Below are 22429 nucleotides of genomic sequence, written 5' to 3'. Positions count from 1 at the left end.
GCAAAAGCGGCAGCCGCAGCCAAGGCAAAGGCAGCTGCATTGGCGAAGCAAAAACGAACAGAGGGAGAAGCAAACTCTGAATCCACCACATCGCCAGAGGAAACAAAAAAAGAAAAAGAAATCGCTATCGCGAAAGCAAAAGCGGCAGCGGCGACCAAGGCAAAGGCAGCTGCATTAGCGAAGCAAAAACGGACAGAGGGAGACACCGAATCCACCAAACCACTAGAAGAAACAGAAAAAGCCAAAGCCAAAGCAATTGCAGTAGCAAAGGCAAAAGCCGCGGCAGCAGCCAAGACGAAATCAAAACTTGCCGAAAAAACATCCGCACCTGCATCAGAAGAAGCTCCATCTCCAAATCAATCCCTGCTTGATACCTATCGAACGATACTTGAAACCAATATTGGAACTGAAATTTTGGAAGATGCCTATATTAATAGGCTTTCTAAGGATGTACCAACGATTGTTTTAAAAAAGGAAGCATACTATCGAACTCTCGAATTTTTACGAAAAAATGAGCAACTGAAGTTTAATTATTTATCTGAGATTCACGGAACAGACTTTGTCACCCATTTCGAGGTATATTTATATTTGTATTCATTTCCATATCAGCGTGAAATTGTCATTAAGGTCAAGGTGGATCGAGAGCAGCCAGAGCTGGAATCTGTCGTTCCGTTATGGATAGGTGCAAATTGGGCAGAGTCAGAAATATATGATTTGCTGGGCATAACGTTTACAGGCCATCCGAACTTAGAGCGAATACTACTCGGGGAAGACTGGGTTGGTCATCCACTGCGCAAGGATTATGAGCAGTATGATGATGTGGAGGTGTAGGAGGGCATGATTCGGACGGAAGAAATGCTTTTGAATGTAGGACCGCAGCATCCAAGTACGCATGGGGTTTTGCGGATTGTCGTTAAAATTGATGGAGAAATCATTACCGAGGCAAAACCGGTTATTGGCTATTTACATAGAGGAACGGAAAAGCTGGCGGAGAACCTGCAATACACTCAAATTATTCCCTACACCGACCGGCTTGATTATTTATCTGCCATGACCAATAACTATGTGCTCTGCCATGCGGTCGAAACAATGATGAAGATTGAAGTGCCGGACCGGGCTGAGTATTTAAGGGTTATGGCCATGGAACTGGGGCGGATATCGAGCCATCTTGTGGCATGGGGGACATTCGTGCTGGATTTGGGAGCGACCAGTCCATTTATCTATGCATTCAGGGAAAGGGAAATGATTCTTAATTTCCTGAATGAGCTATCTGGTGCCCGACTGACATTTAATTATATGCGTGTTGGTGGTGTGAAATGGGATGCACCGGATGGATGGATTCAAAAGGTGGCTGAATTTATTCCATATATGCGTGAACAGCTGCAGGGCTACCGTCAACTGGTAAGCGGAAATGAGATCTTTTTGACACGGGTGAAGGGTATAGGAATTTACTCCGCTGAAGAAGCGATTGCCTATTCATTAAGCGGTCCAAATTTAAGATGCACAGGTGTGAAACAGGACTTACGAAAAACGGCTCCTTATTCGATTTATGACCGTTTTGATTTTAAAATAGTTACACGTGAAACAGGGGATGTGTTATCCAGATATGAAATTCGTCTGGATGAAATCGAAGAATCCTTAAAGATTCTTGAACAATGTATTGAACAATTTCCTTCTGATGGGCCTGTTATGGCTAAGGTTCCAAAAATAATAAAGCCGCCAAAAGGGGAAGGGTACGTCCGAATTGAATCACCAAGAGGAGAAATCGGTTGTTACATAGCGAGCGAGGGAAAAAAAGAGCCGTACCGTCTTAAATTCAGGCGCCCGTCTTTTTACAACCTGCAAATTTTGCCGAAGTTATTAAAGGGAGAAAATATCGCCAATCTGGTTGCAATATTGGGTGCAATTGATATTGTCCTTGGGGAGGTTGATGGGTAATGATTCAAAATTTACTTACCTCAACTCCGAGCTGGAGTTCATTTGCAGTCTTTGCTGGTTCGGCAATTGTACTCATGTTCGTCATACTGGGATTCGTGACATTTGCCATTTTAGCAGAGCGAAAGGTTATGGGGTATATGCAGCTGCGCCATGGACCCAATCAGCTTGGAGGGAAATGGGGCTTACTCCAGACAGTTGCAGATGTCCTCAAATTGCTACTTAAGGAAGATACGATTCCGGATCAGGCTGATAAACCATTGTTTAAATTGGCTCCCTTTATTGCGTTTGCACCTGCGATGGTTGTTGTAGCTACATTGCCATTCACAGAAGCTCTGCAATTTGCGGATTTGGGTGTAGGGTTGCTCTATTATATTGCAGTATCTGGGGTTAGTACAGTTGGGATATTGGCAGCAGGATGGGCTTCCAATAATAAATATTCCTTAATGGGCGGGATGCGTGCAGGTGCACAAATGATTTCCTATGAGGTTCCGCTCGTCATGTCTGTGATTGGGATTGTTCTCTTAACAGGCGGCTTAAATTTAAATGATATTGTAGAATCCCAGGCAGGTGTTTGGAATATTATCCGCCAGCCAATTGCGTTTGTTGTCTTTCTGATAGCGGCAGTAGCAGAATTAAATCGCGTTCCTTTTGATTTATCCGAGGCAGAATCGGAGCTGGTAGCAGGATTTCATGTTGAATATTCGGGTTTTAGATGGGCATTCTTTATGCTTTCAGAGTATGTGTACATGTTTGCGATGGCCACATTGACTGTAATCCTGTTTTTTGGAGGGTGGCAGCCTCTCCCGTTCCTTGATTGGATTCCAGGTGCCGTTTGGTTCAGCTTGAAATGGTTTGCGGTCACGTTTTTCCTAGTTTGGATTCGTGTGACGTTCCCACGTTTACGAGCAGATCATTTAATGGAGTTTGGCTGGAAGGTGTTATTGCCGGTTGCCTTACTAAATATCTTTGTAACAGCATTAGTCATAAAAATAATAGCCTAAGATAGAGAGAGTAATAGAGGGAGGGAGAAAAAATGTTCGGTTTAGCTAAGGGACTGAAGTACACACTGAAGAATTTATCTCGTGAAAAAGTGACCTACGATTATCCAAATGAGTCGATTATGGTACCCGACCGTTTCCGCGGCATTCAAAAATTTTATCCCGAAAAATGCATTGTATGTAATCAATGTATGAATATTTGTCCAACAGATTGTATTCATCTGACAGGTAAAAAACACCCTGACTCTACTAAAAAAGGTAAAATTATCGACACCTATGATATAAATTTTGAGATTTGTATACTATGTGATTTATGCACAGAGGTTTGTCCAACTGAAGCCATTGTGATGACGAATAATTTTGAACTGGCGGAGTATAGCCGGGATGAGTTATTTAAGAATCTGGAGTGGCTTGATGAAAATGACGGAAATATTCGAAAGGTGAATCAATAATGAGTGGAGAAATGACAGCATTCATTGTGCTGGGATTAATAGCAATCTGCGGCGCTGTGCTGATGATCCATCTAACCAAGGTCATGCATATGATGGTGTCACTTGTGTTTACCTTTATCAGCATTGCCGGAATCTATGTGTTACTGTCAGCAGAGTTTGTGGCGGTAGTCCAAATCATGATTTATTCTGGAGCAATCACAATCATTATGCTTTTTGGAATTATGCTGACCAATCACCGCGATCCAAGTGTAACAAAGGCAGGCATGTGGAGGAAAGCCTTTGTCCTAATAGGAGTTTTGGGCTTTGCAGGTGCAGTCTATGCAGGCATCTACAATTTAAACTTTGCAGAGACTGTCAATACAGCAGGTGGCGAGACAGATCTGGTCAGCCAATCGAGTACTCTGCATTTAAATAATACAGAGAAAATTGGGATTGCTATTTATACGAAATTTGTGATTCCATTTGAGCTTGTATCCGTATTGCTGCTGGTTGCCTTGGTAGGTGCCGTCGTATTGGCGAAAAAAGATGATCAGAAGGAGGGGGAGGAGAAATGACTTCAGTTCCGCTTCCTGCCTATTTAACACTAGCGTTGACACTATTCTGTATTGGGCTTTATGGTGCTCTGACAAAGCGAAATATAATTATTGTCCTCGTATCGATTGAATTAATGCTAAATGCCGTGAATATCAATCTAGTAGCTTTCAGTAAGCTTGGACCGGCCCCTGCCATAACCGGGCAGGTATTTGCTTTGTTTGCGATTGCAGTAGCAGCTGCCGAGGCTGCAGTAGGACTCGCGATTTTATTTTCACTTTATCGGAATCGAAAAACTGTCAATATAGATGAAATGGACACATTGAAAAATTAACGTCAATGGATAACACGAATTGAAGAGGGGAACTGCTGCTCTTCAATCATAAGGGGAAATGTTTATATGATGAAGCTTGTATGGGTCATTCCTCTTTTCCCGCTCCTGTCATTTGTGCTTCTGCTTGTGGTTGGAAAGAGGCTGAAGGCTTCGAGTGCATACATAGGGATTGGCTTCACGTTACTTACTTTCCTTTTCTCCCTCCTGGTTCTCATTGGCCGCCTTCAATCACCAGACTATCGCTCTGTAGTGGATTGGCTAAGAATTGGTGAGAACCAAGTGACAATGGGGGTAGAGGTAAACCAATTAAATGCGTTGATGCTGGTGATTGTTTCACTTGTAAGCTTACTGGTACATATTTATTCAATTGGGTATATGCAAGGCGATGGAAGGGTGCCTGTTTTCTTTGCTTATTTGGGGCTGTTTACATTCGCCATGCTGGGTTTGGTGGTTTCACCGAATCTCCTGCAGCTCTATATCTTTTGGGAATTGGTCGGATTGGGATCATTCCTGTTGATTGGCTTTTATTTTTACAAGGATGCTGCCAGGCGCGCAGCGAAAAAGGCATTTATTATGACCAGAATTGGAGATATCGGACTTTTAATCGGCATTATCCTCTTATTCTGGAAAACAGGCAGCTTTGAGTATGAAGCGATTTTCTCAGCTGTAGAAAATGGAGTCCTGACTTCAGGCTGGATTACAGCCACAGCGCTGTTGATTTTTATTGGTGCTATCGGGAAATCTGGCCAGTTTCCATTACATACATGGCTTCCTGACGCGATGGAAGGCCCGACTCCCGTATCGGCATTAATCCATGCCGCTACCATGGTGGCAGCCGGCGTCTATTTAGTCGCAACGATGTTTCCTCTGTTTGCAGCGAGTGAAACAGCCATGCTGACTGTAGCGATTGTTGGTGCGTTTACAGCCATCTTTGCCGCTGCAATTGCCACAGTCCAAAAGGATATTAAACGGATCTTGGCTTACTCCACGGTCAGCCAGCTCGGCTATATGATGCTCGCACTTGGGACAGCAGGCTATGTGGCCGGTGTATTCCATTTAACGACTCATGCATTTTTTAAAGCACTATTGTTCCTGGCAGCCGGCAGTGTCATCCATGCTGTTCATACTCAAAATATCGACGAGATGGGTGGCTTGTGGAAAAAATTACGGCGAACTGGTCCATTGTTTTTAATCGGGACATTGGCCTTAACCGGATTTCCACTCCTATCAGGATTCTTTAGTAAGGATGAGATTCTTATATCTGTTTGGGAGAGCGGCCATACCGTCCTATTTATAGTTGCATTACTAACATCCATTTTGACGGCTTTTTATATGTTCCGCCTGTTCTTTATCGTATTTTGGGGACCATCATGTAATGAAACAAAGGATGTGCAGGAATCACCTGGTTCCATGACAGCTCCGATGATGATACTTGCTGTACTTTCTATCTTTGCAGGCTATGTTAACACCCCGTGGTTTGGAACTTTTCTTGGGGATTGGCTGGCTGATGGGAACCGATATCTGGACCATGCACATATAGAGGGGCCAATTTGGATACCTATTGTGGCAACTCTTGCCTTTTTAATTGGAAGCGGCACCGCCTGGCTGATTTATGGTAAAAGGAAAAGTGTCGGTGTGGAGAAGGAAGTTCCGGGACCGCTTTATCAAATACTGGAGAACAAATTTTATATCGATGAATTTTACGAGTTTACAATTGTGCGGATGGTGAAGGGCTTCGGAATGATTCTCTCCTGGGTTGAAAAATATATCCTGCAGGGAATTGTGTCATCTGTTTCTTACTTGATCAATTTTGGCGCTACTAAAGGTGCCAATGCGCATAATGGCCAAATGCAGATATATGGGACGATTGCTCTGATTGGCCTGGCTGCCGTACTTGTGATCTTTGCATGGACAGGAGGGTATGTCAGATGAACCCATATATTCTTAGTTTGCTCGTTTTCTCCCCTTTGCTAGGGATAGCTGGATTAATGTTTGTTTCGAAAAACAATGAAAACGCACTGAAACGATTAGGTATATTGGGAACCATTCCACCATTGATTCTTACAATCTACCTATATAGTGAATATCTATCTGGAACGAAATTTACGGTGTTTTCGGTTTTTCATAAGTGGTTTCAATTAGGAGGCGGGGGAGTTAGGCAAAGTCAATTATATGCCATACCCTTTGAACTGAGCCTGAACGGAATCTCCCTTGTGATGGTAATTCTTACAGCGATTTTATCAACATTGGCAGCATTAGCCTCTGTTCTTCAAATAAAAAAAGAATGGAAGGGCTATTTTATTCTTCTTCTCTTATTAGAGGTAGGTATGCTGGGTGTCTTCCTATCTCAGAATCTGATTTTATTCTTCCTCTTCTTTGAGGTTACCTTGGTGGCCATGTTCTTCTTGATTGGGAAATGGGGTTATTTCGACAAAGAAAAAGCAGCATTTAGCTTCTTGATTTATAACGGCTTAGGCTCTTGTATCCTCTTGTTTGTCATCATGGTACTTTTTGCGAGAACCGGCACAGCCAATATTGAGATATTGGGGCAAATCTTATCAGTTGGCGGGCAGACGCTTCTAGCTCCAATCAGTACAGAATTGAAATATATCCTCTTTACGGGGATTGTCATCGCTTTTGGAATCAAGCTGCCGATTTTTCCGTTCCATTCCTGGATGCTGCGAGTCCATGTACAGGCGCCTCCAGCAATTGTTATGCTGCATGCCGGAGTATTACTGAAGATTGGTGCTTATGGGTTAATCAGATTTGGAATGGGATTGTTCCCAGGTGAGTTTAAAGAGATGGCCTTTTGGATTGCTTTGCTTGGCGTCATTAATTTCCTATATGGTGCTTGGCTTGCTTTGCAACAAACGGATTTCAAGCTCGTGCTGGCCTATTCCTCAATCTCTCATATGGGAATTGTCCTTATGGGACTGGGGGCATTAAATACAGCAGGAATTCAGGGTGCTTTATTTCAGGTTGTATCTCATGGCTTGATCGCCGCCTTGCTTTTTTTACTGGTTGGCTTTCTTTATGAAAGAGTCGGAACTACAAATCTGAAAGAACTTGGTGGATTGGCTAAATCTATTCCGGTTTTCTCGGGGATTTTACTGGCAGGAGGGATGGCTTCACTCGGTTTGCCGGGGATGTCCGGTTTTATCAGTGAATTCATGGCGTTCATGGGATTGTTTAAGACCGAACCAATCCTTGCTGCCATTGGTACGTTAGGAATTGTATTGACTGCTGTTTACGTGCTGCGTGCCGTTCTAAATATGACATTTGGAGCGCCCAAGAACGAGTTATCCATCGCCGACTTAAAACCGAACGAAGCGGTACTGGCATTTGTATTACTTGGTTTTATTATTTTGATCGGCGTCTGCCCTGCCATCCTGGAAGGACCGCTTCAGGCTGAAATTGCTGACATGATGACAGGGATAGGGGGTGACTAAGATATGGATATGGAAACATTACTGTCGATGAACTGGAATTTAATGATACCTGAATTTATAATCCTTGGTGCAGCGATCATCCTCTCTATATTGGATTTATGCATGCCTAAACAATTTGGAAGAAAGGTACTTGGCTGGTTTGCTTTTGGTAGTATCGGGCTTGCCATCATTTCTTTAATTGGCTTATTCCCATTGGAGGCTGGCTCGATTTTGTATGATACATTCCGATTGGACGCCTTTGCCAAAGCATTTAAGCTTATACTTTTGATTGGATTAGCCTTTGTCATGGTGCTGGCTGTGGTACATAAACCGAGAGCTGGGATGCAGCCGTATCAGGCAGAATTTTATTATTTACTTCTAACTGCTTTATTAGGTGCCATGATCATGACATCAAGCGGAGATTTGATTACATTGTTTGTGGGGCTAGAGCTTTTGTCCGTTTCATCCTATATTCTGGCTGGAATGCAGAAAAATAACCGAAAATCAGCTGAAGCTTCAATGAAATATGTGGTCAATGGGGGAATCTCGACAGCCATCATCCTGTTTGCACTGAGTTATATGTACGGCGTGAGCGGGACGACGAATATATTCGAAATTGGAACTATATTTGCCACCCAAGAAAACTCGCAGCTTCAATATATTGCTGGACTATCCTTCTTTATTTTCGTAATCGGGATATCCTTCAAGCTGGCAACCGTGCCTTTCCATATGTGGGCACCTGATGTATATGAAGGATCGCCGACGCCGGTGACTGCCTTCTTGAGTATTGTTTCAAAAGCAGCAGGCTTTGCGCTTTTACTTCGTATCGTTGTTACCGTGTTTTTAACAGCAACAATGGATGATATCGGATTCCTATCGATTTTTACGGCCAATCAAAACTATCTGGCTGTCCTGGCTAGTATAACGATGATTGCCGGAAATCTAATTGCATTAAGGCAAAAGAATCTGAAACGAATGCTTGCTTATTCAAGCATTGCCCATGCAGGATATTTGCTTGCTGCGGTTACAGCCTTTGGAGAATATACGATTGAATCGATTTGGTACTATTTTGCTGCATACATCCTAATGATGACCGGGGCCTTTGCCGTCATCCAATTCATAGCAGAAGATAGGAAGATTGGGGACGAGGATCAATATATGATGGCCGGCCTGTATAAAAAATCACCATTTTTGGCGGTTTCCATGTGTATTTTCATTCTCTCCATGGCAGGAATTCCTGGTACGGCAGGATTCATTGCAAAGCTGAATATTTTCATGAACCTTTTTGCGAAGGAACAAGGCCATTATATACTGGCAGCAATCATGCTGGTGACTACCGTAATTTCCTATCTCTATTACTTCAACATCATTGTCCATCTCTTTATGAGGACGGAAGAAGAAACAAAAGGTAAGATGAAAATATCAGTCATCCACTATGTAATCGGAATTTGTGCTGTGGGATCGATCCTGTTCGGATTATTCCCTCATTATTTGCTCGATTTCTTCCATCAGAACTTCACGGATATATATCAAATGTTAAAATAAATTTACATGACCAGGAGGGAAAATACCTCCTGGCTTTTTATTTGTTTTCTTTGTAAAGAAAACTTAATAATTACCATTAAATTGTGAAGAAGTGAATCTAGCTATTAACAGGTGTTATGTTGTAAAATAATATTATGCGTGCCTAAATATGTCTGTTTATTACATTATTTGATAGAATCCGTTTATTTCATACGATTTAGATTCTTTTTGTTAGAAAATGTCGATAATTTGTAGAAAAAGAGGAACGGTCCTTTTAAATATGGTACACTGAATTCGTATATCTTTAGTTTTGAAAGGAAAAAAGACCATGAATTCATTCGGAATGCAAGCTTTGCTCAGTATTGTGAGTCATTTGTTTTTTATAGCTGTTACATGGTGGGCATTACAAGCGCTGCACTTTGATAAGCTGCTGAGAGCAGGAAGAGTATTTCAGGCAAGAGTGCTGTATATATTGCTGACCATTACCATCGGTTCAGCAGTCAGCGGATTTTTTCTTGATTACTGGAGTTATGCTCAGCAATTAACGAATCTCTTTAATTAACCGAAGCTGTCAGAAAGTGACGAACGGATTTCTGTATGCATATGATTCCCTAAGGTAAAACTAAGGCAATAGGGGAGAGTGGCATACATGAAAAAAGTGATTCTTTCAATAATTGTTGGTTTGATGATTTTATATGTGGGGAATAAAACGACAGAAGCATTGGCTAAAAGCGACTTGCTAATGATTGCTGAGGGTATAAAGCGTGTCGATCCAGCAGCAGAAATAACGGATTGGATTGTTTTGGCCCGAGCAAGTGTTGATAATCAATTTTCTGAAGTGGCGGCTGACATACAGACTGAATATACCAATTATGTTTGGAGCGAAGATTCCAGCAGCAACGGAAAAACATTGGTTGGTACATATCTGAATGAAAAGTTGAATATTACCTCGAAGATTAAAATCATGTCCAGTGATTCACAAAAAACAGTTCTAATTACGAGTATAGAAGGGACTGAGTGGACACGTGGACAAGTTGATTTTATCCAAAACTGGCTAAAAAATGGGACAAAGGTCATGTTTAAGGACCCCCCTCACTATTTCTCTTGTATCAAAGGGATAACCGGTGCTAATATGGATAAGGTTCTACTAAAAAACTGGATGAATGAATATGAAGCTAAGTCAATGGAAAGTGCAATAGAAAGTAATTTTATTTCTGTTGCTGCAAAAAGCAATCAATTTAAGAATATGATGACCAATGGAATGAACCTCCAACTGGCCTTTCGAGATATCAGAGAGGATCAAAAGAACAGTGGGACACAGTTTACCATTGGCACACCGATAATAGCATTTGAATACTAATATAGAGATATTGAACGCGGAGGGGAATAACTTTGGAAAAAATCATTGTCCGCGGCGGAAACAGGTTAGAAGGTACAGTTCGTGTAGAGGGTGCAAAAAACGCCGTTTTACCTGTATTAGCTGCAACATTATTAGCAAGTGAAGGAAAAAGCGTTCTTAAAGACGTTCCGGAGCTATCCGATGTATATACAATTAATGAAGTAATCCGAAATTTAAATACAGAAGTCACTTTTAGCAATAATACTGTAACAGTGGATGCCTCAAAGCCATTAGCAGAAGAAGCGCCGTTCGAATACGTTCGTAAAATGCGTGCTTCAGTCCTTGTAATGGGATCTTTATTGGCTAGAAACGGAAAAGCTCGCGTCGCTTTACCTGGCGGCTGTGCAATTGGTTCACGTCCAATTGATCAGCATCTAAAAGGGTTTGAAGCAATGGGCGCTAAAGTGAGAGTCGGCAACGGTTTTATCGAAGCTGAGGTTGATGGTCGTCTTAAAGGTGCAAAAATCTATTTGGATTTCCCAAGTGTAGGAGCTACTGAAAACATCATGATGGCTGCTGCATTGGCAGATGGTGTCACTGTATTAGATAACTGTGCAAAAGAACCTGAAATTGTGGACCTGGCTAACTATTTGAATAAAATGGGTGCAAAGGTTAAGGGTGCAGGAACAGCTACAATCCGTATTGAGGGTGTAGAAAAGCTATATGGTACTGAACATTACATTATTCCTGACCGTATTGAAGCTGGAACTTTCATGGTTGCTGCTGCAATTACAGGCGGAAATGTATTGGTGCAAGGTGCAGTAATGGAGCACTTATCCTCTCTTGTGGCTAAAATGGAAGAGATGGGTATTACAATCAAAGAAGAGAAAGATGGCCTGCGTGTAATTGGGTCAGATAGCATGAAAGCAGTAGATATTAAAACAATGCCGCATCCAGGGTTCCCGACTGATATGCAATCTCAAATGATGGCATTGTTGTTACGTGCCAATGGAATAAGCATGATTACTGAAACGGTCTTCGAAAACCGCTTTATGCATGTAGAAGAATTCCGTCGCATGAACGCTGATATTAAAATTGATGGCCGTTCTGTTATAATTTCTGGAGAAGCAAACCTTCAGGGAGCTGAAGTAGCAGCTACAGATCTGCGCGCAGCAGCAGCCTTGATTTTATCCGGACTTGTTGCTGACGGTGTCACTCGGGTAACAGAGCTTAAGCACTTGGATCGTGGATATGTGAATTTCCATGGTAAACTTGCTGCGCTTGGTGCAGATATCGAGCGTATTAATGAATCCTCTGAGCAGGAAGAATCTACAGTTATTGCGGAAAACGCGTAAATTTTAGTGCGTTGAAAGCCAGACAGAAATGTCTGGCTTTTTCGTTTCCACGAAAAACGGTGGACAATTTATTGGTTACCTTTATATAAATATCAACGTATATAGAGTTACCCACAGGTGTATAAACAAATTAACAACAAGTTATTCACAATTGTAACAGGGTTATCAACAGCCTTATCCACATAAATGGGTGTGAAAATAGCTCTCCAACATTTCAAACCTTTATTTTTCAAGTTTTTTTAAAGATTTTATTAAAAATATTGGTCGTTCACTAGTTATCCACAACTTTATACACAATTCCATCACTTCTGGGGGTAACTCACTAAATAATCTGAAATTTTAATAGACTATAATTGATAAAATAAAGGAAAGGAGATTTTTAGTTTGAAAGACATAAGCGTATCGACCATAATAAAACTTATTTTAATTGTTTGCTTAGCGGTTTTAATCTTTAAGGTAGCTAAGATTTTATTTGATGTTTTATTGTTTGGAATCATTCTATATATTTTATTTAGTCTTTACAGAAACTATGAAAAGAAAAAGAAGAATCATTCCTAATAAATAGTTTGCCCCTCTTAACTATTTATAGACATATTCATATAAGAGAATTCATACATATGAAGTGTTGGACAGTTAACTGAATAGAGGGGAGACTACTATATGAAGCATTGGAAACCGATTATTTTTGCTATTAGTCTTGTTGCAGCCGTTACTATTATGATTCCCACACTCCTGGTCGCACCTTTTAATGATGATGAAGCAGAGGCTGAGCAGCACGTGTTAAGGGAACCGAAACAGCAGCCGGAGAAAAAGGCCGAGATACAAACAACCATCCAAGTGTACAGAAACACTCAAAAGACGGTGGAGGCTGTAGATTTGGAGGAATACGTAGCTGGTGTAGTTGCCGCTGAAATGCCTGCTAATTTCGAGTTAGAGGCATTAAAGGCACAAGCCCTGACAGCCAGAACGTTTATCGTAAAGGCACTTACAGCCACAACGAAGAAGGAAATTCCAAAGGGTGCCGATATAACGGATACTGTGAATGATCAGGTCTATTTAAATGATAAAGAGTTAAAAGCTGCCTGGGGAAATAAATATCAAACGAATATGCAAAAGATTAAAGAGGCCGTTTCCGCAACGAAAGGGCAGCTTTTAACCTATAAGGAAGAATTAATTACTCCATCTTTTTTCTCAACCAGCAATGGATACACCGAGAACTCAGAAGATTACTGGCCGAATGCACTTCCATACCTGCGCAGTGTGGCCAGTCCCTGGGATGAGAAATCCCCAAAATATTTAAGCGAAACAACGATATCGTTATCAGAGTTTGAACGTCTCCTAAATGTGAAGGTTGCGAGCAAAGAGGATGTTGGCAAGATAATTAGCCGAACAGAAGGAAATCGAATTGGAGAAATCGAGATAGGCGGTAAACGTCTCACTGGTAAAAAGGTAAGAGAGCAGCTTGGCCTTAAATCAAGTGATTTCTCCTGGTACAAAAAGGGCGACCAAGTTGTAATCACGACAAAGGGCTACGGTCATGGAGTAGGAATGAGTCAGTATGGAGCGAACGGAATGGCACAGTCAGGTAAATCCTATAAGGATATCATCTCCTACTATTATAAAGACGTAAAAATATCACAGGCAACAGCCTACCTGCCTACGTATACAGCGAAGAAGTGAACTGACCAGAGCCTTTGTATAGGCTCTTTTTTATTTTCTTCTTATAAATAAATTATTTCATGCATAATTTCAGCTTGTTTTACAAAAGATATAAATTTTTTCACCGCCCATGTATATATTTTCTGAAAAGTGTTCAGAATGATGACAGAGGTGATGAAAATGAGAGAGGAAGAAAATAAACGATCTTCTCAGTCAAAAGTAAAAAGTATAATGAAAAAGCGTTGGTTTTTGCCGGCAGTTTATATTTTTAGTGCAGCGGTCCTTTTGACAGGTATTTTAGTTTATCAAGCAAGCGATAATGAATTTACGCAAGATCCATCTGAGAACAAACAAAACATTACGTCTGAAAATAATGAGCCATCTATTGAAGTGAACAATTCGCTGGAAACCTTCACAATTCCAATGAGCGAGGCAGAGTCTGCTGTCATTAAAAAGGAATTTTATGATGTGGATGGAGATACAAAGCAACAGGAAGCATCCCTTGTTGTCTATAATAATACGTATCAGCCTAACACAGGAATCGACTATGCCATGAAGGATGGAAAAGGCTTTGATGTTACGGCTTCTATGAGCGGAAAAGTGAAAAGTGTGCAGGAAGATGCATTACTCGGTAACTTAGTTGTTGTTGAGCACGATAAAGGGATAGAAACTCATTATTCCTCCATTAAGGATATTAAAGTAAAAGAGGGAGACAACCTTAAACAAGGTGAAACCTTTGCCAAAGGCGGAACAAGTGCTATTAATGAAGAAGCTGGCACCCATGTCCATTTCGAAGTGAGAAAAGATAATGTTGCTGTCAACCCGTTAGAGTATCTTGATAAACCAATCAGTTCTTTGAAAGCTGAGAAAAAGGAAGCCGATACAAAGGCTAAAGATTCAGCTGATCAAGAAAAAGAAGAAACAACTGAAAATCAAGATGATGCAGGTAATGAAACATCTGAGGACTCAAATGAGAATCAAGAGTCCGATCCAAATCAAGAACCAGGTAACGAATAAAGAAAATGCCTTCAGGCTCTATTGTCTGGAGGCATTTTTTTCGACGTATTGCCTGTTATTTCTCGGGAAATAGTGCAGGAAAAAAAGTTGTCGAATAGGCTTAAATGGCACGAAAACCAAAGAAGTCTTGTCCTTATTGCATGTTTTGTGCATAAAAGTGGAACCAAGCTAATAAACTTTTACAAACCTGACACATAGAGAATGCAAGAGGTGAAGACTCGTTAAATCTATCAGGAATCCAAGACAATGAATTACTCATTCATAAAAATACATACTAAAGGCTGCAATACAGCGAATCAACATCTCGTACTTCTCAAAAAAATAGGGAGGGCGAGGGAATTGCACGATTACATCAAAGAAAGAACTATCAAGATTGGAAAGTATATCGTGGAAACGAGAAAAACAGTTCGCGTAATCGCGAAGGAGTTTGGTGTATCCAAAAGTACTGTCCATAAAGATCTAACTGAACGACTGCCAGATATAAATCCGGAATTGGCTAATGAGGTTAAGGAAATACTTGATTATCATAAATCAATCAGGCATTTAAGAGGCGGAGAAGCAACCAAGCAGAAGTATAAAAAAACAGAGGAAGAGCCGGTTCAGTAATTGAATAACAGGAGGAAGGGGCCGGAGGAAATCAACGGCCTTTTTAATTTGAGTCATATTCCCTACACTGTTCCTGAATATGGCAGATTTTTTGGTAATATAGTTCCTTTTGTTCTACAAAATATGATAAAATTTTTAATTAGTACAGTAGAAGGAATTGTAGAGTTCCTTGAGGAGGATAATTAGGTTATGTTTTCGAGAGATATTGGAATCGATTTAGGTACTGCAAATGTACTCATTTATGTAAAGGGTAAAGGAATTGTGCTGAATGAGCCATCTGTCGTAGCCTTGGATAAGAATACTAATCGTGTATTAGCTGTTGGAGAAGAAGCACGCCGTATGGTTGGCCGTACTCCAGGACATATTGTTGCCATTCGACCGCTTAAAGATGGAGTGATTGCTGACTTTGATGTAACGGAATCCATGTTAAAATACTTCATTAACAAATTGGACGTAAAAGGATTCTTATCAAAACCACGTATCTTGATTTGCTGTCCAACTAATATTACAAGCGTTGAACAAAAAGCGATTCGTGAAGCAGCAGAGAAAAGTGGCGGCAAAAAGATTTACCTTGAGGAAGAGCCAAAGGTAGCGGCAATCGGCGCAGGTATGGACATCTTCCAACCAAGCGGTAACATGGTCATCGATATCGGCGGAGGCACAACTGACATTGCCGTATTATCAATGGGGGATATCGTTACATCAGCATCCATAAAAATGGCTGGTGACAAATTTGATGCCGAGATTCTAAATTACATCAAACGTACATACAAGCTTTTAATCGGAGAGCGTACAGCTGAAGATATAAAAGTGAAAGTTGCGACCGTTTTTAAAGGTTCCCGTAATGAAACTATTGATATTCGCGGACGTGATATGGTGACAGGGCTACCAAAAACCATCACAGTTGGTTCAGAAGAAATCGAAGAGGCATTACGTGAGTCCATTCATGTCATTGTTCATGCAGCAAAATCTGTGTTGGAGCAAACACCTCCAGAACTATCCGCTGATATTATTGATCGCGGAGTAATTCTAACAGGCGGCGGAGCTCTGCTTCACGGCATGGACATGTTATTGGCTGAAGAACTAAAGGTACCTGTATTAATCGCAGAAAATCCAATGGATTGCGTAGCAATAGGAACAGGTATGATGCTTGATAATATTGATCGAATCACTCGCCGTAAATTAGTATAATCACCAGGCAATAAAAAAACCAGTTCAGTTGATGAACTGGTTTTTTTGTATGTATAAAGGGACGTCCTCTGTTGGAGGGCAATGCCGTGCATGGGAATGATTCATCTATGATGCGACCTGTGCCTGTGTAAAGGTGGGTGAAAGGCAGGTGAAAGGTAGGTGAGAGGTGTAGTGAAGCAGGTATGGTCCGCCTATGCCCTGGCTATGAGGCACATATACCCGGGTATAGGCCGGTCAAAGGTAGGTGAAAGGCAGAGGAAAGCAGGTATGGTCCGCCTATGCCCTGGCTATGAGGCACCTATACCCGGGTATAGGCTGGTCAAAGGTAGGTGAAAGGCAGAGGAAAGCAGGTATGGTCCACCTATGCCCTGGCTATGAGGCACCTATACCCGGGTATAGGTCGGTCAAAGGTAGGTGAAAGGTAGAGGAAAGCAGGTATGGTCCACCTATGCCCTGGCTATGAGGGACCTATACCCGGGTATAGGTCGGTCAAAGGTAGGTGAAGGGTACAGGAAAGCAGCTATGCTCCGCCTATGCCCCGGCTATGGAGCGCCTATACCCGACCTATGCAACACCTCTACAACATCTCTCCTCCCACACAAAAAGAAAAGTCGACAAAAAAAGACTCCAGTTAACACTACAAAGTCCACATATACTCCCCCTATGTCGAGAGAAATCGGTTTTTAGGAAAAAAGTCCGTATCTTATAAAATTATTCCCTATATAATGGTAATATGGGTGTTTGTTAGGCCTATTTGGGGGTGGAGAAATGTTTAAAGGATTCTATACAGCGGCATCCGGTATGCTAGCTCAGCAACGCAAAACGGAGCTGCTTGCAAATAATTTAGCGAATGCCAATACGGTCGGATATAAAGAGGATCAAGCGAGTGTACGCTCATTTCCAGAAATGCTGCTTAGCAGTTATGAAAAAGTGAATCTTCCCGTAGAGGAATCAGTATCCATCAATCATTCAAAATATGTGGGTGCATTGAACACGGGTGTTTATGTACAAGAGACTATCCCATCTTTTTCACAGGGTGATGTTAAAACAACCGACAATACTACGGACATGGCTATTGTAGATCAAGCTATGCCTATTGATCCTGAAACGAATCAATCGGGTACGGTCCTGTTTACAGTTGAGACTCCTGATGGCTTGAGATATACACGAAACGGGAATTTTACATTAGATGGCTCAGGCTATTTAACAACTGCTAACGGTTATTATGTCTTAGATGAAAATAGGGAACGTATCCTTTTAAACTCCGAAAATTTTGCGATTAGTTCTCAGGGTGAGATATCTGAGGGAACATTGAATAGAGGGCGAATTGGAATAAGCTTTAGCGCTACTCCAACGGCACAGCTCATCAAGGAAGGCGATGGATTATACCGGATCAATGAAGGAGAGCTGCCTTCTGCCTATACATTAAATAATGTTCAATTTGCTGTTCAACAAGGTTCAATTGAACAGTCTAATGTGGATTCATCTAAAACAATGACTGATATGATGGCTGCCTATCGTACATTTGAAGCCAATCAAAAGATTGTACAAGCCTATGATCAAAGCATGCAAAAAACCGTCAATGAAATAGGTAAGCTGTAAACGATAAAGAGCTGAATGAAGAGGAGGGTAAATAAGGATGAATCGAATGATGATAACCTCATCAAATACAATGGGGCAGCTGCAAAAGAAGCTGGAAACAGTTTCGAATAATATCTCAAATACTTCGACGACCGGTTTTAAAAGAAAAGAAACCTATTTCTCAGACATGCTCGCTCAGGAATTCAATAATCAGGAGCGAACTGAGAAGGAAAAAGGCCGATTGACGCCAAATGGTATTCGAGTGGGTGTTGGCGCAAAAATGAGTCAGTCTCAGCTTAATTTGGCACAGGGTAATCTGCAAAAAACGGAACGTGACTTGGATGTCGCCCTTACTAATGAGAATTTATTTTTTGCCATTCGCACGGCAGATGGCACTAGCAGTGAGCTTGGTTACACAAGGGATGGGGCTTTTTATCTTAGTCCAGCTTCTGATGGATCTAATCAAGTGCAATTGGTAACTTCAAATGGCAGTGCAGTATTGGATGAAAATAATCAGGAAATTAGGATAAATGGTAATCCCAGTGACATAACATTTACAGATAAAGGCCAGCTAAATGTCACTACTGAAAATGGGACTCAATCATTTAATCTGGGGATTATCTCCGTCAAGAAGCCGCAATTTATGGAAATGATAAATAATAATACTTTCACTCTTCCGAAAAATATGGCACAATTGGATGTATCAGAAAACGACATATATACCCAACTAACCGGTGCTTTTAGAGAAGGAATTTCTATGGTTCAAGGAAACTTGGAGCAATCTAATGTCGATATTAGTACTGAGATGACAGAAATGATGCAAACTCAGAGGTTATATCAATTTCAATCACGAACGGTTAGTATGGCCGATCAAATGATGGGGTTGGTCAACGGTATTCGTTAAAGGAGTAAAAGAATGCAAGCGTTGGTTAATAATAAAAGTGAGCAGACTGAGTCTGAACCAAACAGTCGAATAGATAGAAAAAAACTGGGTAATGATCAAAAAATCAAAATCCGGTTAGTGCCACTTTGGGCTCGTATTATAATTGTCCTTGTGTTGACGATGATGGCCCTTGTTGGTGGAGCCATGGTTGGCTATTCCGTTATGGGTGATGGAAAAGCAATGGATGTATTTAAGAAATCTACATGGACTCATATCGTTGATCTGGTCAATAAGGACACGACGGAGAATAAAGACAAATAATACGGGCAGGAAGGCATATCCCTTCCTGTTTTTTATTGGATGGGAGAAGTTTGATGAAAAGTGGTCTTACCACTTTTGCGTCTCCTTACACTTGCTGCTGGCCTGCAGGACGTGGCGCATTTAGTCTTCGTTCCTTGAATAAGGCCCTTCAGCTTTTTGATGTAATCCAGCTTCGACTCCTAGCTCCTCGAGACATAAGTGTAGCTGCTGCGGGAGAGAAAAGACGCTCTCCCTACGCACCTCATCTTATGCTTTTCGGAGCTGGGCAGTCGTCTCAGCTTTTTAATAATAAGGGGGAAATTATATGTTAGATGTTCAGCAAATTAAGGAGATTATTCCGCATCGGTATCCGTTTTTGTTGGTTGATCAGATTTTGGAGGTTGATGAGGGGAAGCGGGCAGTTGGTGTTAAGAATGTGACGGCGAATGAGGAGTTTTTTAATGGTCATTTTCCGGATTATCCGGTTATGCCGGGGGTGCTGATTGTGGAGGCGCTGGCTCAGGTGGGAGCGGTGGCTGTTTTGATTAAAGAGGAAAATAAGGGCAGGCTTGCTTTTTTTGCCGGTATCGATAAATGCCGCTTTAAGAGACAGGTGCGTCCTGGTGATCAACTGCGTTTGGAAGTAGAATTGACGAGAGTACGCGGTCCGATTGGAAAAGGAATTGGCAGGGCAACTGTGAATGGTGAGCTGGCTTGTGAAGCTGAAATAACATTTGCTTTAGGCGATCAGAAATCCTGAAATCCTTAATACTCACGTAAAAAATAAAAAAGCAGAAGGGCCAAAATGTACTGGCCTTAAAAGTTAGACAGCAAACAACTTTTAAGGGGCAGTTCACATAAATAGCCTTTCTGCTTTTTCGCCTACTTATTTTGCATGAAGGTAGCCAATAGGCAAGCGCCAATCCCGGCTACCAGTACTGAAGTTAGGACTGGGTGTTTGGATGCTTTTACATAATAGCTTGTTTCGCGGATCCAGCCTTTATTGGTGCCGCGTTCATGCAATCCATATCCAGCTTTATACAAGGCGCTTTCCTCCGGTGGGTTGGAGGGACGGCTATCATGCTGGGTATGATATATAGTCTTTTCCATAAATTTATCAGTAAGCCTTGGGGCAAACCTGCCAAGCATAGCCAGGAGTTTAGCCTGAGATCCAACATACATATCGCGTTTTGGATGCTCTGCGGCAAAAAGGATGGCCTCGGCTACTGTTTCAGGTGCATAAATCATCCCTATATGGGTCGGCTGCTTTTCCAGATAACTACGAGCGTGCTCATTGTAAGGTGTGTCAATTCTTCCGGGATGAATGAGTGTCACAGAAATCGGCGCATTTTCCTTCTCGAGCTCCATCCGCAGGTTCTCCGTCCAGCCGTGTAAAGCAAATTTTGCGGAAGAATAGGTTGACTGAACAACAGTTCCCCTATCGCCGAAGAAGCTGCCGATATTAATAATGGCACCTGGACCACCACGTTTTTTATAATGCTCGACCGCGATTCTGGATCCGTATACGACACCCCAAAAAACAGTATCAAACATGCGGCGTATATCTTTTATGCTGACTTCGGTTGTTTTTCCATAAATCGAAACACCCGCATTGTTCACCCATGTATCAAAGCCGCCAAAATTCAAGATGGCTGTTTCAGCAATTTTAAGGACATCCTCTTCAACACCAACATCTGCATCAACCCAGACTGCTTCATGCCCCTTGCTTTTCAATTCGTAGACTAATTCCTGGAGGGCATCTTTATTCCGGGCTGCCACAACAACCTTGGCTCCTTTTTCAGCTGCCATACGTGCCGTAACAAGCCCAATCCCACTAGAAGCACCAGTAATAACAATTACCTGGTCTTTCAGCTCCTTTAAATGGAGTCTCTCCATAGATTGATCTTTCATCTGTTCGACTTTTTTTATATCCATAAAGTATTCCTCACTTATGATGTATGCCTTTTACCTTGAGGCCTTTATGCAAAATGCTTTCAGGAACTCCGGCTGTATTAGTATGAACCATCCATACAATAAAAATTAGGGTAAGCATCAGCTGAAATAAGGAGCGAACACATTTACGGTGAAGGGAATTTTCACAAATACGTTTAGAATTTACCTGTTTGTGTTATTAAAGGAATATAGGCTAGTGTAAAAGCACTGGCACGTGGATAACCATATCACTTCTCCCTATTTGAAGGCCCAAATGTTTGGGCCTGCTTTTTTTTGCTCCATCATAATCTGCCCTCTTCTGGGTAATCTAAAAACAGACCTGATCAGGTCATAAAAGTTTGAAAGGAGCATGCCGAATGCAGAAGTTTTATAAAGCGATTATGGGGGTTGCGTTGGCATCTGTGTTAATGGTGGGGTGTAATAATAACGATGACAATAACCCGCCTCCAGAAGGTAACAACAACCATGAGCAAAATAACGGTACGAACGATAATAATGGGATAGATACGAACGAAAGTACAAAAGATAATAATGGTACAAATGGTAACAACGGAACGAATGGTAACAATGGTATCAATCGTAACAATGATAATAATGGTATGAATGATATCAATGATAATGGTTCCGATTTAGATAGTGGCAATTTAGATACAGATGTAAGAGAAGATGGGGATAGAATCAGGAACGATGCAGATCGAGGCGCAGACGATATCCTTGATAACAACAATAACAATGGTAAAGATAAAAATAAGTAACAAGTTTAAGCTGGCGAGGTAATCTCGCCAGCTGTTATTTATTACTACCCAGGCCTTCTTTAAAGGCGTTTTTTAAATCCTCACCATTATATCCTTCATCTACTAGTGTATCCAATAGGAATTCAACGGCTTCTCTTCTGCGATTGCGAATCTTTGCCCGAAACAGGATGCTGGCGAATTGATCCATCTTGCGGACATCAGCGATGGTTGCATCAAAATAGGCAGGGATATTGTCCTTCTTTGTGATAATACAGCTAACGGTAAGCTTCTCACTATCAGCAGTGATTTCCTTGAAAAGATTGAAATGTTCATAATCAACGACTGCCTCAATAAGCCAAGTGTTAGCCTCATTTTCTTTATTAATAATTAATCCGTCTAGGATATGTAATTCGGTTGGATGCTGATTGTCTGGAAGTAACTGCAAGGAAACTAACTTAAAGGTTTTCATCAACTTACCTCCAATTTTAAATTATTATATGTTCATTATAGCATGGTAAAAAAAAGAAAAAATATTTATATTGTTTGTCGAAGAGTTTGTTAAATAATTCACAGATTATAAATATTGATTACAAACACCATATTTAT

At 41.3% G+C, this 22429-nt stretch carries 24 protein-coding genes; 22 read left to right on the top strand and 2 right to left on the bottom strand.

What is annotated here, in order from left to right; genetic code table 11:
* The 21 genes from AC4BHP_RS13575 to fabZ form a co-directional block, all read left to right on the top strand.
* A partial coding sequence (locus AC4BHP_RS13575) for an NADH-quinone oxidoreductase subunit C (RefSeq protein WP_490552805.1) occupies window positions 1-831 on the top strand: 831 nt, incomplete at its 5' end.
* Window positions 832-837: 6 nt separating this feature from the next.
* The gene (locus AC4BHP_RS13570; protein ID WP_066103293.1) at window positions 838-1938 is read left to right on the top strand and encodes an NADH-quinone oxidoreductase subunit D; all 1101 of its coding nucleotides are present in this window, start codon (window positions 838-840) and stop codon (window positions 1936-1938) included.
* On the top strand, window positions 1938-2939 hold the full coding sequence (gene nuoH, locus AC4BHP_RS13565; protein WP_490552804.1) for an NADH-quinone oxidoreductase subunit NuoH: 1002 nt from the start codon (window positions 1938-1940) through the stop codon (window positions 2937-2939). Before AC4BHP_RS13570 ends, nuoH begins: the two co-directional genes overlap by 1 nt.
* Window positions 2940-2971: 32 nt before the next feature.
* Window positions 2972-3388: an NADH-quinone oxidoreductase subunit NuoI gene (gene nuoI, locus AC4BHP_RS13560; protein WP_490552802.1), complete on the top strand. Its 417-nt coding sequence runs from the start codon at window positions 2972-2974 to the stop codon at window positions 3386-3388.
* Window positions 3388-3942: an NADH-quinone oxidoreductase subunit J gene (locus AC4BHP_RS13555; protein ID WP_139892085.1), complete on the top strand. Its 555-nt coding sequence runs from the start codon at window positions 3388-3390 to the stop codon at window positions 3940-3942. Before nuoI ends, AC4BHP_RS13555 begins: the two co-directional genes overlap by 1 nt.
* A complete protein-coding gene (gene nuoK, locus AC4BHP_RS13550) occupies window positions 3939-4253 on the top strand; it encodes an NADH-quinone oxidoreductase subunit NuoK (RefSeq protein WP_066103278.1) in 315 nt (104 codons plus the stop codon). The genes AC4BHP_RS13555 and nuoK overlap by 4 nt, the downstream gene beginning before the upstream one ends.
* Before the next feature lie 66 nt (window positions 4254-4319).
* The gene (gene nuoL, locus AC4BHP_RS13545; RefSeq protein ID WP_490552800.1) at window positions 4320-6185 is read left to right on the top strand and encodes an NADH-quinone oxidoreductase subunit L; all 1866 of its coding nucleotides are present in this window, start codon (window positions 4320-4322) and stop codon (window positions 6183-6185) included.
* Window positions 6182-7702, top strand: coding sequence for an NADH-quinone oxidoreductase subunit M (locus AC4BHP_RS13540; protein WP_139892087.1), 1521 nt, complete (start codon window positions 6182-6184; stop codon window positions 7700-7702). The genes nuoL and AC4BHP_RS13540 overlap by 4 nt, the downstream gene beginning before the upstream one ends.
* Window positions 7703-7705: 3 nt before the next feature.
* The gene (nuoN, locus tag AC4BHP_RS13535; RefSeq protein WP_139892088.1) at window positions 7706-9226 is read left to right on the top strand and encodes an NADH-quinone oxidoreductase subunit NuoN; all 1521 of its coding nucleotides are present in this window, start codon (window positions 7706-7708) and stop codon (window positions 9224-9226) included.
* Between the two features lie 307 nt (window positions 9227-9533).
* Window positions 9534-9767 (top strand): DUF1146 family protein, encoded by a 234-nt coding sequence (locus tag AC4BHP_RS13530; protein ID WP_066103265.1) that lies wholly within the window; start codon window positions 9534-9536, stop codon window positions 9765-9767.
* 87 nt (window positions 9768-9854) lie between these two features.
* Window positions 9855-10565, top strand: a complete 711-nt coding sequence (locus AC4BHP_RS13525) for a YwmB family TATA-box binding protein (protein WP_066103262.1) — start codon at window positions 9855-9857, stop codon at window positions 10563-10565.
* 32 nt (window positions 10566-10597) lie between these two features.
* Window positions 10598-11899: a UDP-N-acetylglucosamine 1-carboxyvinyltransferase gene (murA, locus tag AC4BHP_RS13520; protein ID WP_066103259.1), complete on the top strand. Its 1302-nt coding sequence runs from the start codon at window positions 10598-10600 to the stop codon at window positions 11897-11899.
* A 660-nt stretch (window positions 11900-12559) separates the two neighbouring features.
* Window positions 12560-13579 (top strand): stage II sporulation protein D, encoded by a 1020-nt coding sequence (gene spoIID, locus AC4BHP_RS13515; RefSeq protein ID WP_066103256.1) that lies wholly within the window; start codon window positions 12560-12562, stop codon window positions 13577-13579.
* Between the two features lie 159 nt (window positions 13580-13738).
* Window positions 13739-14575 carry a stage II sporulation protein SpoIIQ gene (gene spoIIQ, locus AC4BHP_RS13510; protein ID WP_066103298.1) on the top strand — a complete coding sequence of 279 codons (837 nt, stop codon included), beginning with the start codon at window positions 13739-13741 and terminating at the stop codon, window positions 14573-14575.
* A gap of 339 nt (window positions 14576-14914) precedes the next feature.
* Entirely contained in the window at window positions 14915-15181 is a 267-nt protein-coding gene (gene spoIIID / locus AC4BHP_RS13505; RefSeq protein ID WP_139892089.1) for a sporulation transcriptional regulator SpoIIID, read from the top strand.
* A 189-nt stretch (window positions 15182-15370) separates the two neighbouring features.
* Window positions 15371-16372, top strand: coding sequence for a rod shape-determining protein (locus tag AC4BHP_RS13500; protein ID WP_066103249.1), 1002 nt, complete (start codon window positions 15371-15373; stop codon window positions 16370-16372).
* A gap of 768 nt (window positions 16373-17140) precedes the next feature.
* On the top strand, window positions 17141-17974 hold the full coding sequence (locus AC4BHP_RS13495) for a flagellar hook-basal body protein (RefSeq protein ID WP_490552795.1): 834 nt from the start codon (window positions 17141-17143) through the stop codon (window positions 17972-17974).
* Window positions 17975-18011: 37 nt separating this feature from the next.
* On the top strand, window positions 18012-18857 hold the full coding sequence (locus AC4BHP_RS13490; protein WP_066105706.1) for a flagellar hook-basal body protein: 846 nt from the start codon (window positions 18012-18014) through the stop codon (window positions 18855-18857).
* A gap of 12 nt (window positions 18858-18869) precedes the next feature.
* A complete protein-coding gene (locus tag AC4BHP_RS13485; RefSeq protein ID WP_066105709.1) occupies window positions 18870-19157 on the top strand; it encodes a DNA-directed RNA polymerase subunit beta in 288 nt (95 codons plus the stop codon).
* A gap of 53 nt (window positions 19158-19210) precedes the next feature.
* Window positions 19211-19468, top strand: coding sequence for a hypothetical protein (locus tag AC4BHP_RS13480; RefSeq protein ID WP_490552793.1), 258 nt, complete (start codon window positions 19211-19213; stop codon window positions 19466-19468).
* The gene (gene fabZ, locus AC4BHP_RS13475; protein ID WP_066105716.1) at window positions 19462-19896 is read left to right on the top strand and encodes a 3-hydroxyacyl-ACP dehydratase FabZ; all 435 of its coding nucleotides are present in this window, start codon (window positions 19462-19464) and stop codon (window positions 19894-19896) included. Before AC4BHP_RS13480 ends, fabZ begins: the two co-directional genes overlap by 7 nt.
* A gap of 122 nt (window positions 19897-20018) precedes the next feature.
* Here the strand turns inward: fabZ and AC4BHP_RS13470 are convergent, their stop codons facing one another.
* Window positions 20019-21092, bottom strand: coding sequence for an SDR family oxidoreductase (locus tag AC4BHP_RS13470; RefSeq protein WP_490552816.1), 1074 nt, complete (start codon window positions 21090-21092; stop codon window positions 20019-20021).
* Window positions 21093-21427: 335 nt separating this feature from the next.
* Here AC4BHP_RS13470 and AC4BHP_RS13465 point away from each other — a divergent pair, with 335 nt between their 5' ends.
* A complete protein-coding gene (locus tag AC4BHP_RS13465) occupies window positions 21428-21844 on the top strand; it encodes a hypothetical protein (RefSeq protein WP_148630395.1) in 417 nt (138 codons plus the stop codon).
* A gap of 34 nt (window positions 21845-21878) precedes the next feature.
* Here AC4BHP_RS13465 and AC4BHP_RS13460 read toward each other — a convergent pair whose 3' ends face one another.
* Window positions 21879-22292, bottom strand: a complete 414-nt coding sequence (locus AC4BHP_RS13460) for a YwpF family protein (RefSeq protein ID WP_490552790.1) — start codon at window positions 22290-22292, stop codon at window positions 21879-21881.
* Window positions 22293-22429 lie beyond the last annotated feature (137 nt).

It is taken from the genome of Pradoshia sp. Z4_20 (assembly GCF_058216035.1).
This window is presented reverse-complemented; position numbering and strand designations above follow the sequence as displayed.

Coding starts and splice junctions, on each gene's coding strand:
- AC4BHP_RS13570 (WP_066103293.1), top strand. CDS start 838: ATGATTCGGACGGAAGAAATGCTTTTGAATGTAGGACCGCAGCATCCA.
- nuoH (WP_490552804.1), top strand. CDS start 1,938: ATGATTCAAAATTTACTTACCTCAACTCCGAGCTGGAGTTCATTTGCA.
- nuoI (WP_490552802.1), top strand. CDS start 2,972: ATGTTCGGTTTAGCTAAGGGACTGAAGTACACACTGAAGAATTTATCT.
- AC4BHP_RS13555 (WP_139892085.1), top strand. CDS start 3,388: ATGAGTGGAGAAATGACAGCATTCATTGTGCTGGGATTAATAGCAATC.
- nuoK (WP_066103278.1), top strand. CDS start 3,939: ATGACTTCAGTTCCGCTTCCTGCCTATTTAACACTAGCGTTGACACTA.
- nuoL (WP_490552800.1), top strand. CDS start 4,320: ATGATGAAGCTTGTATGGGTCATTCCTCTTTTCCCGCTCCTGTCATTT.
- AC4BHP_RS13540 (WP_139892087.1), top strand. CDS start 6,182: ATGAACCCATATATTCTTAGTTTGCTCGTTTTCTCCCCTTTGCTAGGG.
- nuoN (WP_139892088.1), top strand. CDS start 7,706: ATGGATATGGAAACATTACTGTCGATGAACTGGAATTTAATGATACCT.
- AC4BHP_RS13530 (WP_066103265.1), top strand. CDS start 9,534: ATGAATTCATTCGGAATGCAAGCTTTGCTCAGTATTGTGAGTCATTTG.
- AC4BHP_RS13525 (WP_066103262.1), top strand. CDS start 9,855: ATGAAAAAAGTGATTCTTTCAATAATTGTTGGTTTGATGATTTTATAT.
- spoIID (WP_066103256.1), top strand. CDS start 12,560: ATGAAGCATTGGAAACCGATTATTTTTGCTATTAGTCTTGTTGCAGCC.
- spoIIQ (WP_066103298.1), top strand. CDS start 13,739: ATGAGAGAGGAAGAAAATAAACGATCTTCTCAGTCAAAAGTAAAAAGT.
- AC4BHP_RS13500 (WP_066103249.1), top strand. CDS start 15,371: ATGTTTTCGAGAGATATTGGAATCGATTTAGGTACTGCAAATGTACTC.
- AC4BHP_RS13495 (WP_490552795.1), top strand. CDS start 17,141: ATGTTTAAAGGATTCTATACAGCGGCATCCGGTATGCTAGCTCAGCAA.
- AC4BHP_RS13490 (WP_066105706.1), top strand. CDS start 18,012: ATGAATCGAATGATGATAACCTCATCAAATACAATGGGGCAGCTGCAA.
- AC4BHP_RS13485 (WP_066105709.1), top strand. CDS start 18,870: ATGCAAGCGTTGGTTAATAATAAAAGTGAGCAGACTGAGTCTGAACCA.
- AC4BHP_RS13480 (WP_490552793.1), top strand. CDS start 19,211: ATGAAAAGTGGTCTTACCACTTTTGCGTCTCCTTACACTTGCTGCTGG.
- fabZ (WP_066105716.1), top strand. CDS start 19,462: ATGTTAGATGTTCAGCAAATTAAGGAGATTATTCCGCATCGGTATCCG.
- AC4BHP_RS13460 (WP_490552790.1), bottom strand. CDS start 22,292: ATGAAAACCTTTAAGTTAGTTTCCTTGCAGTTACTTCCAGACAATCAG.